The sequence below is a fragment of the Streptomyces sp. B1866 genome, from assembly GCF_031932565.1.
GTDB lineage: Bacteria > Actinomycetota > Actinomycetes > Streptomycetales > Streptomycetaceae > Streptomyces.
Window position 1 is genome coordinate 1 of record NZ_JAVSCF010000048.1, and the last position, 13,081, is coordinate 13,081.

At 73.8% G+C, this 13,081-nt stretch carries 8 protein-coding genes; 1 reads left to right on the forward strand and 7 read right to left on the reverse strand.

Annotated elements, in window-relative coordinates:
* Positions 1–388 precede the first annotated feature (388 nt).
* The 4 genes from RKE29_RS09810 to RKE29_RS09825 all read right to left on the reverse strand — a co-directional run bounded on the left by RKE29_RS09810 (position 389) and on the right by RKE29_RS09825 (position 7,426).
* Positions 389–2,578 (reverse strand): bifunctional diguanylate cyclase/phosphodiesterase, encoded by a 2,190-nt coding sequence (locus RKE29_RS09810; RefSeq protein WP_312004740.1) that lies wholly within the window; start codon positions 2,576–2,578, stop codon positions 389–391.
* Between the two features lie 436 nt (positions 2,579–3,014).
* On the reverse strand, positions 3,015–5,363 hold the full coding sequence (gene ligA / locus RKE29_RS09815; RefSeq protein ID WP_312004741.1) for an NAD-dependent DNA ligase LigA: 2,349 nt from the start codon (positions 5,361–5,363) through the stop codon (positions 3,015–3,017).
* Between the two features lie 32 nt (positions 5,364–5,395).
* Complete coding sequence (locus RKE29_RS09820) at positions 5,396–6,406, reverse strand: methionine synthase (RefSeq protein WP_312004742.1); 1,011 nt, start codon at positions 6,404–6,406, stop codon at positions 5,396–5,398.
* Between the two features lie 330 nt (positions 6,407–6,736).
* On the reverse strand, positions 6,737–7,426 hold the full coding sequence (locus RKE29_RS09825) for an SDR family oxidoreductase (RefSeq protein WP_312004743.1): 690 nt from the start codon (positions 7,424–7,426) through the stop codon (positions 6,737–6,739).
* 276 nt (positions 7,427–7,702) lie between these two features.
* Here RKE29_RS09825 and RKE29_RS09830 point away from each other — a divergent pair, with 276 nt between their 5' ends.
* Positions 7,703–9,583 (forward strand): NAD-binding protein, encoded by a 1,881-nt coding sequence (locus RKE29_RS09830; RefSeq protein WP_312004763.1) that lies wholly within the window; start codon positions 7,703–7,705, stop codon positions 9,581–9,583.
* A gap of 121 nt (positions 9,584–9,704) precedes the next feature.
* On the opposite strand, the gene RKE29_RS09835 is transcribed toward RKE29_RS09830, so the two are convergent.
* The 3 genes from RKE29_RS09835 to RKE29_RS09845 form a co-directional block, all read right to left on the reverse strand.
* The gene (locus tag RKE29_RS09835) at positions 9,705–10,424 is read right to left on the reverse strand and encodes a 1,4-alpha-glucan branching protein (RefSeq protein ID WP_312004744.1); all 720 of its coding nucleotides are present in this window, start codon (positions 10,422–10,424) and stop codon (positions 9,705–9,707) included.
* 108 nt (positions 10,425–10,532) lie between these two features.
* Entirely contained in the window at positions 10,533–10,781 is a 249-nt protein-coding gene (locus RKE29_RS09840) for an ATP-binding protein (RefSeq protein ID WP_312004745.1), read from the reverse strand.
* Between the two features lie 193 nt (positions 10,782–10,974).
* Positions 10,975–12,777: a reverse transcriptase domain-containing protein gene (locus tag RKE29_RS09845; protein ID WP_312004764.1), complete on the reverse strand. Its 1,803-nt coding sequence runs from the start codon at positions 12,775–12,777 to the stop codon at positions 10,975–10,977.
* Between the last annotated feature and the right edge of the window lie 304 nt (positions 12,778–13,081).

Genomic DNA, 13,081 nt, shown 5'->3' on the forward strand with positions numbered 1-13,081 from the left:
CCGGCGGCCGTGCCCTTCCGGCGGCCGCGCCCTTCCGGTGTCCGGCCCGGCGCGGGCCGGGCCGCTTCCGGCGCGGTACGGCGTGCGAGGCCGCCGCGTACGGGCCTGGGCGGTTCGGCCCGGGCGGGGGACTCGGGCGGCGAGGCGTACAGGCGTCTACGGGCGCGTACGGGCCGTCCGCAGGCCGGGGCTACGGGCCTACGCGGGACCGGGGCGGGCGGCGCGAGACGGTGGCGCGGGCGCGGGGCGGGTCCGGGCCGGACGAGGGCCGAGGACCGGAACCGGCGGGGGCGTACCGGAGGGGACGTGCGGGGGCCGGGCCGTGCGGCCGGGGCCGGGCGCCGTGGCGGGCCGGGGCCGTCGGGGCACCGGCCGGGGGCGGGACCGGCTAGGTCACCGGCTGGTCGGCGGTGTCCGCCACGTCGGCGGGGCTCGCCACGTCGGCGGGGCTCGCCGCCACGGACGCCTGTCCCTGGGCGCCGGCGGCGGGTGCGCGGGGCGGGGCGGGGGCCGGCCGGGGCTCCGCGTGGGGCTGCGGGGCGGTGCTCCCGGGCCCCATGCCGCGGGCGCGCAGCCACGCGGTCATCTCGTCGGGCGGCATGGCGGCCGCGACCAGCCAGCCCTGCACCGCGTCGCAGCCGAGGTCGCGCAGCCGCTCCCAGGTCTCGTCGTCCTCGACGCCCTCGGCGACGACGAGCAGGCCGAGGGAGTGCGCGAGGTCGACCGTGCAGCGCACGATCTCCGCGTCCTCGGCGTCGACGGCCAGCCGCGCGACGAACGACCGGTCGATCTTCAGCTCGCTCACCGGCAGCCGCCGCAGGTGCACCAGCGAGGAGTAGCCCGTGCCGAAGTCGTCCAGGGACATCTTCACGCCGTGCCCGGTCAGTCCGGCCAGCGTGTCGGCGGCCCGCTGCGGGTCCTCCAGCAGCACGTGCTCGGTTATCTCCAGTTGCAGCGCGCCGGCCGGAACCTGGTGCCGGGCCAGCCGCCCGGCGACCGCGCCCGCGAAGCCGGGGGTGTGCACGTCGCGCGGGGAGACGTTGACGGCGACGGGCACCTCGAAGCCGTCGGCCCGCCAGCGGGCGAGCTGGCCGAGGGCCGTCTCCAGCACGTACTCGGTCAGGCGCGGCATCAGGCCGGAGGTCTCGGCCATGGCGATGAACTCGTCGGGCGGCACCCGGCCGCGCTCCGGGTGCTCCCACCGCACCAGCGCCTCCAGGCCGGCGACGTGCCCGTCGAAGCGGACCTTGGGCTGGTAGTGCAGCTCCACGTCGCCCGCGTCGAGCGCCCGCCGCAGGTCGCCCAGCAGGCCGAGCCGGTCGGGGGTGTTGCCGTCCCGCCGCGCCTCGTACACCTCCGCGCCGCTGCGGTCCCGCTTGGCCTGGTACATCGCGATGTCGGCGCGGCGCAGCAGGCCCTCGGCGTCCAGCGCGTGGTCCGGAAAGACGGCGACCCCGGCGCTGGCTTCCAGCACCAGGGTCAGCCCGTCGAGGTCGAGCGGGGAGCCGAGGTCGCCGATCAGGCGGCGGGCCACCCGCTGGGCGCTGGTCAGCGAGTCGGCGGTGGGCAGCAGCACCGCGAACTCGTCGCCGCCCAGCCGGGCCGCCTCCGATCCGCGCGGCAGGGCCAGCCGCAGCCGCTCGGCGATCTGCAACAGCAGGCGGTCGCCCGCCAGGTGCCCGAGCGTGTCGTTGACCGAGCGGAAGCGGTCCAGGTCGATGAGCACCAGCGCGGTGCGGGTGCCGGCCCGCTCGGCCTCGTCCAGCGCGGCCCAGGTGCGCTCCAGGAGGTACTGGCGGTTGGGCAGCCCGGTCAGCGGGTCGCGCAGCTGCTCCTCGGCGCGGACGCGGGCGATCCACAGCGTGGAGTCCAGGGCGATCAGCGGCACCGCGAACAGAGGGAGTAACAGCGGCGTCTCGTCGGCGACGACCACGATCAGGGGCGCGATGCCGAAGAGCCCGACACCGACGAGGGCCTGGCGGACCACGGTGGTGCGGGCGATGGTGGGCCCGGTGCCGGGCGGTGTGAGCTCCGACCACAGCAGGGCCCGGGTCACTATCAGATAGGCGAAGGCGGCCAGGGCCGCCTGGGGCAGGGCGTAGGAGTCCCAGGAGTCCGGTCCCCAGGGGTGCTCGACCGACGGGACGGTGCCGCAGGCGGCGAGGGTGAGCCCGGACGCGCAGATACCGAGGATGTCCACCGCGCCGTGCAGCAGGGCGGACCGCCAGCGGTGGCGTCTGGCGGCGCCGACCAGCAGCACCACGGCCAGGCTGATGAGAATGGCCGACAGCCAGCCGTAGAGCAGCAGCGTGGCCAGGGTCAGCGCGGCGCCGGATCCGGTGCCGCCCCACCACCGGTCCCGGCCGAGGGCCACCAGATGGCCGACAATGGTCCCTGTCAGGACGGCCAGGGCCCAGCCCACGGTGCCGTCGGGAAACAGCGCGTGGCCCGCGTCCAGCACGCGGAACACCCCGACGCCGAACGCGGAGGCCGCCATCGCGACCGCCGCCGCGGGCAGCGCGGGCAGCACGGCCCGCCGCAGCCGCAACGCCGCGGCGGCGCTGTCGGTCGGTTTCATGCCCGTCCCTCTCACAGCCGGCGGTGCCCGCGCCACGGCAGGCGTGCACCTCAACAGTAGGCGGCAGAAGGCCATAGCGGGCAGCGATCGACTCGGTTGCCCGAATGCGACCCGACCATCCACAACCATCTGGTATGCGCTGTAAGGGTGATGCCCGTCGGCCCTGCCCGGAAGTACCGCCGGTCGCATTCCGGCCAGCTTCCGACGGTCCGGGACCGGAGGCCCCCCTTCCGGACGGCCGGGCTCGGCTGTCCGGCCGGCCGGGCCCTCGCCGCGGTCCCCGGTCCCGGCCGCCGCCCCGCCGGGCCGGGCTCCGCCGCCGCCTCGTCAGCTTTCCCTTGTCCCTGTTCCTCTGGCTCCCCTGGTCCCCCGGTTTCTCTGCCCCCCTGGTTTTCCCGGTCCGGTTCCCCGGCTTCCCGGACTCCCTGTCGCTCCGTCAGTCTCCCCCGCCCGCTCCCAGGTCAGTCTCCCCCGCCGATCCGTCAGCCGACCCCCCTTCGGCGTCCCCCGCCGTCCCGGCGTCCGCCTCCGCGTCGCCCTGAGGCGGCGTCACCTCGGCTCCGGGCTGCTCCGCCGCCGCGTCCGGCGGCGTCTGCGCGACCTCCCGCGCCGCCTCGGGCCCCTGGGCGAGCAGGACGGCGAGGCCGTCGTCGTCCAGCACCGGCACCTTCAGCTGCACGGCCTTGTCGTACTTCGAGCCCGGGTTGTCGCCGACGACGACGAAGGAGGTCTTCTTGGACACGGCGCCGGTGACCTTCGCCCCGCGGCTCAGCAACGCCTCCTTCGCCTCGTCCCGCGTGTAGGACGCCAGGGTGCCGGTCACCACCACCGACAGCCCCTCCAGCGGTCGCGGCCCCTCGTCGGCGCCCGCCTCCTCCTCCAGGCGCGCCCCGGCCGCCCGCCACCGCTCCACGATCTCACGGTGCCAGTCCACCGTGAACCACTGCTTGACAGACGCGGCGATGGTCGCCGCCACGCCCTCCACCGCGGCCAGTTCCTCCTCGCTCGCCTCCGCGATCCGTTCAATGGAGCGGAACTCGCGGGCCAGCGCCTGCGCCGCCACCGGCCCCACGTGGCGGATCGACAGACCGGTGATGAACCGGGCGAGCGGGCGGGTCTTGGCCTCCTCCAGCTGGGCCATCAGCTTGCGCGTGTTCTCCTTGGGCTCGGCCGGCAGGGTCCGCTTCTCCGCCCCGCGCCCCTGCGTCTTGGGCTGGCCGTAGAAGTAGGGGGCCAGGACGCGGTCGTCCTCGCCCGCGCCCTTGCGGGTGTCCCGGCGCCACATGAGGACGTCCCTCAGGTCCTCGACCCGCAGGTCGAACAGCTCGGCCTCGCCGCGCAGCGCCACCGGCCCCTCGTCGGGCCGGGTCAGCGCGCGCACGGTCTCCTCGCCCAGCGCCTCGATGTCCAGGCAGCGGCGGCCCGCCAGGTAGAACAGCCGCTCGCGCAGCTGGGCGGGGCAGGAGCGGGCGTTGGGACAGCGCAGGTCCACGTCGCCCTCCTTCTCCGCCTGGAGCGTGCTGCCGCACTCGGGGCACTCGGCGGGCATCGTCCACTCGCGGGCGGTGTCGTCCCGCAGCTCCATGACCGGGCCCACGATCTCCGGGATCACGTCGCCCGCCTTGCGCAGCACGACGGTGTCCCCGATCCACACGCCCTTGGCCCTGACCACGTCCTGGTTGTGCAGGGTGGCGAACTCGACCTCGGAGCCGGCCACCGTGACCGGCTCCACCACCGCGTACGGCGTGGCGCGGCCGGTGCGGCCGACGCTGACGCGGATGTCGAGCAGCTTGGTGTTGACCTCCTCCGGCGGGTACTTCCAGGCGATCGCCCAGCGCGGCGCGCGCGAGGTGGAGCCCAGCCGCCCCTGGAGCGGGATCTCGTCCAGCTTGACGACCACGCCGTCGATCTCGTGCTCGACCGAGTGCCGCCGCTCGCTGTCGCCGTAGTGCGCGATGTACGCCCGCACCTCCTCCAGCGAGTCCACCACCCTGGCGTGCGCGGCGGTGGGCAGGCCCCACGCGCGCAACAGCCCGTACGCCTGCGACTGGCGGTCGATCTCCAGGCCGCGGCGGGCGCCGATGCCGTGGACCACCATGTGCAGCGGTCTGGTGGCGGTGATCTTCGGGTCCTTCTGGCGCAGCGAGCCCGCGGCGGCGTTGCGCGGGTTGGCGAACGGCGCCTTCCCGGCCGCGACCAGCCGCTCGTTCAGCTCCTCGAAGCGCTCGCGGGGGAAGAAGACCTCGCCGCGGACCTCCACCAGCTCCGGGATCCGGTCGCCGCGCAGCCGGTCCGGGACGTCCTCGATCGTGCGGATGTTGGGCGTGATGTCCTCGCCGGTGCGGCCGTCGCCGCGGGTGGCGGCCCGGGTCAGCCGCCCCCGCTCGTACGTCAGGTTGACCGCGAGGCCGTCGACCTTCAGCTCGCACAGGAAGTGGTACGGCACCTCGCCCAACTCCTTGGCGACGCGGTCGGCCCAGGCCGTCAGCTCCTCCTCGGCGAAGGCGTTGTCCAGGCTGAGCATGCGCTCGCGGTGCTGGACGGCGGCGAAACCGGTCTCGTACGCCCCCGCGACCTTCTGCGTGGGCGAGTCGGGCGTCCGCAGCCCCGGGTGCTCCTCCTCCAGCGCCTCCAGGTCGCGCAGCAACCGGTCGAACTCGGCGTCGCTGATGACCGGCGCGTCCTTCACGTAATAGCGGAAGCGGTGCTCCTCGACCTGCTCCGCGAGCGCGGCGTGCCGCTCCCGCGCCTCGGCGGGCACCGTCGACTGCTGTTCGCCGGCCACTGTCGTCCTCCCGTCAGACAGACGTCACTCGGTCACTCAGGGTCGTCGGCGAGGGATTTCGCCGCGCGCACGCAGTGGGCGAGCGCCGCCCGGGCATACCCGGGTGAGGCGCCCGCGAGGCCGCACGCCGGAGTGATCACCACGGACTCCGCGAGAGCCCCCGGCGACAGCCCCAGCCTGCGCCACAGCGTCCTGACACCCATGACGCTACTAGCCGGGTCTGACAACGGGACATCCACGCCGGGCACCGCGCCGACGAACAGCGCGGTGCCGCCCTCCACCGCCTCCCCGACCGCCTCGTCGTCACGCTCCGTGACCTGCGCGAGGTCGAAGGAGACCCCGGCCGCGCCCGCCCGGCGCAGCAGCCCGAACGGCACGCCCGGCGCGCACACGTGCGCGGTCACCGGCCCGTCCCACGCCGCGACCACCTCCCGCAGCGCCTCCTGCGCCACGCCCGGATCCACCGCGGCGTGGCGGCGGTAGCCGCTGGCGGTGCGCACCCGCCCGGCCAGCACCGCGGGCAGCGACGGCTCGTCCAGTTGGAGCACCACCCCGGCCGCGCCCGGCACCCTGCGGCGCACGTCGGCCAGGTGCGCCCGCAGGCCCTCGGCGAGCGAGGCGGCCAGGTCCCGGCAGGCGCCCGGGTCGGACAGCGCGGCCTCGCCGCCCCGGAGTTCGAGGGCGGCCGCCAGGGTCCACGGGCCCACCGCCTGGACCTTCAGCGTCCCCGCGAAGCCCTGCGTGAACTCCTCCAGCGCGTCCAGGTCCTCGCCCAGCCAGGACCGCGCGCGCCGGGTGTCCCGGCCCGGCCGGTCGCTGATCCGCCACCCGCTGGGCTCCACGTGCGCGTACACCTCGGCGAGCATCCCCGCCGTCCGCCCGACCATGTCCGCGCCGGGCCCCCGCGCGGGCAGCTCCGGCAGGTGCGGCAGGGCCTCCAGCGCCCCGGTGACGGTCCTGGCGGCCTCCCGCGCGTCCTGTCCGGGCATCGATCCGACGCCGGTCGCGGCCCCGGCGCCCCAACTGTGGTTCTTCTCGCTCACGCCCGGCAGCGTACGGGGTGGGACCGGGATCGCTGTCCCGGCGGTCCGCAGGACGGCCGCGGGTTCGCCGCTCCCCCGGTCCCCAGCCGTGGCCCCGGTCCGCGTCGGGTGACGCGCCCTGTGCGGTGGGCACTCTCGCCCACCTGCCCGTGCCGGTCCGTACCGCCGCTGGGCGGGGGGTGGCACGCGCGGGCCCGCGCGCGGCGGCCGGGCAGGACATGGCGGCCGTGCGCCCCGTCCGTCCGCGCGCGTACGGCGGGAAGGCTCCGCCCGCGAAACCGTCGCCCCGCGCGGGAGGCCGGTGCCGGGCCACCCCGGCGGCCGTACCGATCAGCCGCGCGGCCGTACCGACAGGTCGGTGATCTCCGCGTCCTTCGGCAGGTCCAGGGCCGCCAGCACGGTCGCCGCCACCGACTCCGGCGTCATCCACCGCTCCGGGTCGTACTCCGCGCCCTCCTGCTGGTGGACGCACACCTGCATGGGGGTGGCCGTCCGGCCCGGGTAGACCGTCGTCACCCGTACGCCGTTGCCGCTCTCCTCCCAGCGCAGCGCGTCGGCCAGGGCCTTCAGCCCGTGCTTGCTCGCCGCGTACGCGCCCCACTGGGCGTGCGCGCGCAGGCCCGCGCCGGAATTGACGAACACCACCTGCCCGCGCGCGGCGCGCAGTTGGGGCAGCAGCAGCCGGGTCAGCTCGGCGGGGGCGACGAGGTTGACCGCGAGCTGGTGGTTCCACACCTTGGGAGTCAGCTCGCCGACCCCGCCGAGGTCGACCACGCCCGCGATGTGCAGCAGCGAGTCGAGCCGGTCGGGCAGTGCCTGGTGGCCCAGCGCCCACGACAGCCGCTCCGGCTCGGCCAGGTCGCCGACGACCGTACGGGCGCCGGGGAAGCGCTCCCGCAGCTCCTTGGCCCGGCCCGCGTCCCGCGCGAGCAGCCACAGCTCCTCGTCCCGCGCGGCCAGCCGCTCGGCGACCGCCTCACCGATGCCGGAGCCGCCTCCGGTGATCAGATGTGTTCCCATGCCCCCAGCTTGCCGCACGGCGCGCGGCGGACGGCGTACGGGCGGCCGGACGGCGGGACGCCCGCGCCCGCCACCCCGTACGGCCCGCGCCCGCACCTCCCTATGGGCCGTGCCCGCGCCCTCTCGCGGGCCCGCCCGCCACCCCCGAACGGGTCGTACGCGCGGGTCCCCGGGAACCATTCGCGCCCCTCACGCGCCTTTGACGGTGTGACAGGCAGCACCTACGACCCGACCCACCCCGGGCTCAGAATCGGCCCCCTGCCGGAGCACGGGCACATGATCGTGTGCGGTGACAACGCCCTCACGCAGCGGCTCACCCGCGAGCTGGCCTCCGTCTACGGCGAGCACGTGACCGTCGTGCTGCCGTCCCTGCGCGACGGCCACGGCCCGCAGATCTCCCTGCTGCTGCGCGATCCGCACCTGTCCGTACGGGCCGTGGAGGCGCAGTTCCCCGACGAGGCCGCGCTGCGCGAGGCCGGGGTCGAGCGGGCCGCCGCCCTCGCGCTCACCTCCGGCGACGACCAGCTCAACATCCACGTCGCACTGCGCGCGCGCCGCCTCAACCCGGCCATCCGGCTCGTCATCCGGCTGTACAACCGCACCCTCGGCCGCCACCTGGAGGCGCTGCTGGACCGCGCGGTGGAGGTGCGCTCCCCGCACCTGAGCGCGGCCGCGGTGGACGCGTCCACCACCGTGCTGTCCGACGCCGACACCGCCGCGCCCTCGCTGGTCGCCGCCGCCATCGTCGGCAGCGAGAAGATCATCCAGGCGGACGGACTGCTGCTGCGCGCCAAGGAGCGCACCGTCGGCACCGCGGACCGCCGCAACCCGCTGGCCACGCTGGCCCTGCTGCCCGAGGCGGGCAGCTCCGACGAGCGCGGCCCGGGCGGCGCCGACGCGCCCGCCGACGGGCCGGTGATCCTGCCGGACGAGCGGCAGCTGGCCGAGGCCAGCCCGGCGCGCGGCGCGGTGGTCCTGGAGGCCATCACGCACCGCTCGCGCGCGCTGAACGCCGCCTCCCGGCTGCCCCGGCTGCCGGTGGGCATGCTGTTCTCCCGCCGCCTGCGGTACGCGCTCGGCTCGCTGGTCGCGGTCGTGGCGCTGCTGGCCGCCGCGAACTGGACGGTCTCCGGAGAGCTGCCGCAGCACGCCGCGTACGTGACCCTGCTGGACGTCTTCGCCATCAACGACCCGGCGCTGGACAAGTCCGACGCGCAGCAGGTCCTCCAGCTCCTGTCCGGCCTGGCCGGGATGCTGCTGCTGCCGCTGCTGCTCGCGGTCGTCCTGGAGAGCTACGGCGCCTTCCGCGCGGCCTCGGCCCTGCCGCGCCCGCCGCGCGGCGTCTCCGGGCACGTGGTGCTGCTGGGCCTGGGCAAGGTCGGCACGCGCGTGCTGGACCGGCTGCTGGAGCTGCACATCCCGGTGGTGTGCATCGACCGCGACCCCGACGCCCGCGGCATCGCGCTGGCCCGCGCGCGCCGCGTGCCCACGCTGGTCGCGGACGTCTCCGAGCACGGCGTGCTTCAGGAGGCGCGGATCGACCGCTGCCGGGCCCTGCTGGCGCTCACCAGCGACGACGCCACCAACCTGGAGGCCGTCCTGAACGCGCGCCAGCTCAAACCCGAACTCCGCGTCGCGATGCGCCTGTTCGACGACGACTTCGCCGCCAGCGTCTACCGCACGCTGCGCGACAGCTACCCGCACGCCCAGACCCGCAGCCGGTCGGTGTCGGCGCTGGCCGCGCCCGCGTTCGGCGGCGCGATGATGGGCCGCCAGGTGCTGGGAGCGATCCCGGTCGGCCGCCGGGTCCTGGTGTTCGCGGCCGTCGACGTGGCCGGGAACCGGCTGCTGGAGGGCCGTACGGTCGCGGAGGCGTTCCGCCCCGGCGTGTGGCGCGTGCTCGCCCTGGACCTCACCCACGAACGCGACCGGCGCCGCAGCCTCGCCGCCGCCTCCCCCACCGGCTCCGGCGCCCTGGCCTGGCAGCCGCACCCGGGGTACGTGCTGACGGCGGGCGACCGGGTGGTGGTGGCCTCGACGCGGCACGGCCTGGGCGAGCTGATGCGGGGCGACCCGGACCTGGCCGACGCGGGCGCGGGCCCCGGTGCGGGCACGGGACCCGGAGCGGGCGCCGACGCGTCGGCGGGCCCCTCCTGACCGCCGGTCGCGCCCCGGCCGCACCGGGCGGCGGCGCCCGCTCGGGGCACCGCCGCCCGTCCCGCGCTCCCGCGCGTACGGCCGCTTCCGGTGACGGCGTACGGGGTCGGCGTACGGGCCGTCAGGGCGCCGCGTCGTAGAAGGCGGCGAACACGCCCCGGCGCTCACCGCCGTCCGGCAGGCGCCAGCCCGCGGTGACGTGGCCCCGGGCCGGCGCACGACCGCTGTCGGCCTGCGGGTCCGGCTGTTCGGGCTGGTCGGGCCAGTCCGGGCGCAGGGCGCGGACCACCCGCAGGTGCCAGGCCCCCTCCGGCGCGCCCGCCGGACCGGCCACCGCGCTCTCCACCGAGATGCCGGTGCCGTCCGGCCCGTCGGCGACGTCCTTCACCGCGAGCGCGTCCGGGAGGGCGGGCCCGGCGAGGTACGGGACGACGGAGGGGTCGGGGGTGTCGCTGACGTTCTGGGCCTGCGGCTCGGCGCGTCCCCGGAGGAGCGCCAGCAGCTGGGTGACGAGGACGGGGTCGCGCACCCCGTCATACACCCACCGCTTGCCCAGCACGCCGTGCTCCGTGGTGCCGATGAGGGCCTGGTCGGCGCCGTCGAGCGGCGCCCCGCGGTAAGTGAGCGGCACCTGGTACGAGACCGGGCTGCCGGCCGACGTGTCGGTGACCACCATGATCTCGATGCCGACCTCGCCCGCCGGGTCGTCCAGACGGAAGCCCCCGGTCTTGGTCAGCTCCGGGTCGCGCGCGGTTGTGGCGTACCAGGGACGGGTGGGCAGCCAGGGGGCGATGAGCTCCAGCTTGCCGGGGTTCAGGGTGGTGTGGTGGATGAAAGCCATACCGGGCGAACGCCGTCGGCCGGCCTTTCGATTCCCAGCGCCCGGCATCCACCGAGGCCAGGCCGCCCCCGGTCCGCCCGGGGCCGCCCGGGGCCGCCCCACTCGCTCCTATCCCGCCTCCCTGAGCGCCGGAGCGGACGGCGGCCGGGGCCCGCACGCGGCGGCGACCGCGGGCGGCGGCCCGTACCAGGCCAGTTCGAACCAGATCGACTTGCCGCCCATGCCGAACAGCTCCTCGCCGAGCGCCACGCATCCCCAGCGGTCGGCGAGCGCCTGAAGGATCAGCAGCCCACGCCCGCTGTCGAGATCGGCGGACGGCGTGGGCGGCACCGGAACGTACGGGTTCGAGTCCTGCACGCTGACACGGAGGACCGGATACCGCCAGACGAGCCCGACGCTCGCGGGCCCGGTCGCGTAGCGGAGTACCGGTAGGCCACTGGCGAGGTTTCCACTGTGTGGACCCTTTTCCAGTGGCCTCCGGCCCGAACCCGCCGTGCACCCTTTCGATGCAGCGGGCTCTCCAGTGACTGCTGCGTGTTTCTCACCCAGGTCATGCATGGACGTCTCTGTGACAAGGCAGGCAGACCACGAGTGTTCTGCGCCGTTTCTTGAGCATCAGTTGCGCCCAGGCGGGCTGTTCTCCCGGGCCGCGTAGCTCTGCGAGGGAGCGGACTTGGTGCACTTGCACATCGGTTCGCCTTTCGCAGAGTTCGCACCATCCGCGTTGGAGCCGGTCAATCAGTTGGCTGCCGCGCGGGCGGCTGTGCGGGGTGAACATGGTGGACGGGAGGTCGTCGAGGACGGCCGTCCTTTTCCGGGTGAGGGGAATGCCACCGAACCGTGCGACCAGTGGTTTCCTGCCCTCGCGTTCGATCCTGGCCTCGAAGCACCTACGTGGTCCCTGGGGTGTCTTGATGGTTGTCTTGTAGCGGTTGGCCATCGCGGTCACCCTGGACCGGTGCTTGGCTGCCAGGGTCTTGAGCAGGGAGGTCAGCATGACCCCCTTGAGCCGGTCGAGTTTCCAGACGTCGCCGGCCAGCAGGTAGTACTGGGCGATGCCCCGGTACTGGGCTCCGTAGAGACTGATGATGTCGAAGGGTGTGCATCCAGTCAGCGAGTCCAAGTGCGTGGGTTTGCCACGCCGGAGGAAGGGGGCGCATTTGGCTTTGATCACGTTCTTGGGCACGCGGAGCGAGATCTTTCCGTTGATGGAGCGCAGGCCGCGACTGACACGGCCGCCCCGGGAGACCTTGGCGTCGGCGTGCTGGACAGTGATCTCGTAGCCGAGGAAGCGGGCCGCCTGAGTGCGGCCGTGGGTGATCAGGGTCTTGTCCTGGTTGAGTTCCAGCTTGAGGTCGTCGCGCAGAAACGCGGCCAGGCGCTGTTTGATCGTCTCGGCTTCGGCCTTGGGTCCGATGAACCCGAGGAGGTGGTCGTCCGCGTAGCGGATGTAGCGCAGCCGCCGGTAGCCGGGATCATGTGGATCACCGACGGGATGGTGGCGTAGCTCCCTGCGCCACTGGCGGACTTGAGCGGACTCGGTGTGCTCCTTTCTCCTGGCGAGCCGCTGTCGGGTGCTCCAGATCGCGTTTTCCAGCTTCTGGTATTCCGGATTCCTCCGCCGAGTGGTCCCTCGGGTGTATTCCGGGATGAGAACTGTTTCGACGAATGTGTCTAGCCGGTCCATATAAATATTGGACAGGAGTGGGGAGAGTACACCGCCTTGCGGGGAGCCCGACAAGGTGGCATGCCATTTCCAGTCCTCCAGGTATCCTGCCTTCAGCATCTGTTGGATGAGGCGGAGGAACCGGTTATCTCGGATCTTCTTCGACAGAGCAGCCAGCAAGACCTCATGGTCGAGCGAGCCGAAGCAGTCGGAGATGTCTCCCTCGATAAACCAGGTTGTCCCGGTCCAGTTGTGTGTCACTTCGGACAGCGCCGTGTGGCATCCTCGACCGGGACGGAAACCGTGGGAGCGGCCGGAGAACTGCGGCTCGTAATACGCTTCCAGCAGAAGACGGATTACCTCGCCGACAAGCTTGTCCGACCAGGATGGCAGGCCGAGCGGACGCGTCTTCCCGTTAGATTTCGGAATATGGACGCGCCGAACTGGGCGGAAGCGGTAACGCTCGTGGCGCATGGCTTCAGTGATGCGCCCGATTTTGGTTTCGGACATGCCGTCTGCGGTCTCCCCGCAGGCCCCGGGGGTCATCGCGCCGTGGTTGGCATAGATGCGCCCGTAGGCCAGCAGATACAGGTTCGGGTTGAACAGCTGCCGATACAGCTCATCGCACGGCAGGCCGCGCCTGCCGCGTTCACGCAGGACATCAAGTACCGTTTCGGCGTTCTGTATTACGCATACCTCCCAGCATCGTGATGTCCGAATCACCTGGCCCCCTTCGCCCTGTGGACGGCTTTCCCGCCCGCCTCGGCAGGTCGCTACTCCTGCGACTACTACGGGGCCTCCGTCACCATGGGGCTAGCGCCCTGTAGGTGATCCCATGTTCGTCTCTGTTGTACGTGTCTAGCGCGACGTAGGCGCCCCATTCATCTCCTTGAATTCCCTCACTGGGAATCACTCCACGGCCCGAAGGGTGCGACGGATACGCAGTCACTCCACCGCAGGGCATGGCGCCGGTAACAAGCACGGATTTCCG

Bases quoted from the DNA above. Each gene is read 5' to 3' on its own strand.
- RKE29_RS09825 (WP_312004743.1), bottom strand. From the start codon at position 7,426: ATGGGAACACATCTGATCACCGGAGGCGGCTCCGGCATCGGTGAGGCG.
- RKE29_RS09830 (WP_312004763.1), top strand. From the start codon at position 7,703: ATGATCGTGTGCGGTGACAACGCCCTCACGCAGCGGCTCACCCGCGAG.
- RKE29_RS09835 (WP_312004744.1), bottom strand. From the start codon at position 10,424: ATGGCTTTCATCCACCACACCACCCTGAACCCCGGCAAGCTGGAGCTC.
- RKE29_RS09810 (WP_312004740.1), bottom strand. From the start codon at position 2,578: ATGAAACCGACCGACAGCGCCGCCGCGGCGTTGCGGCTGCGGCGGGCC.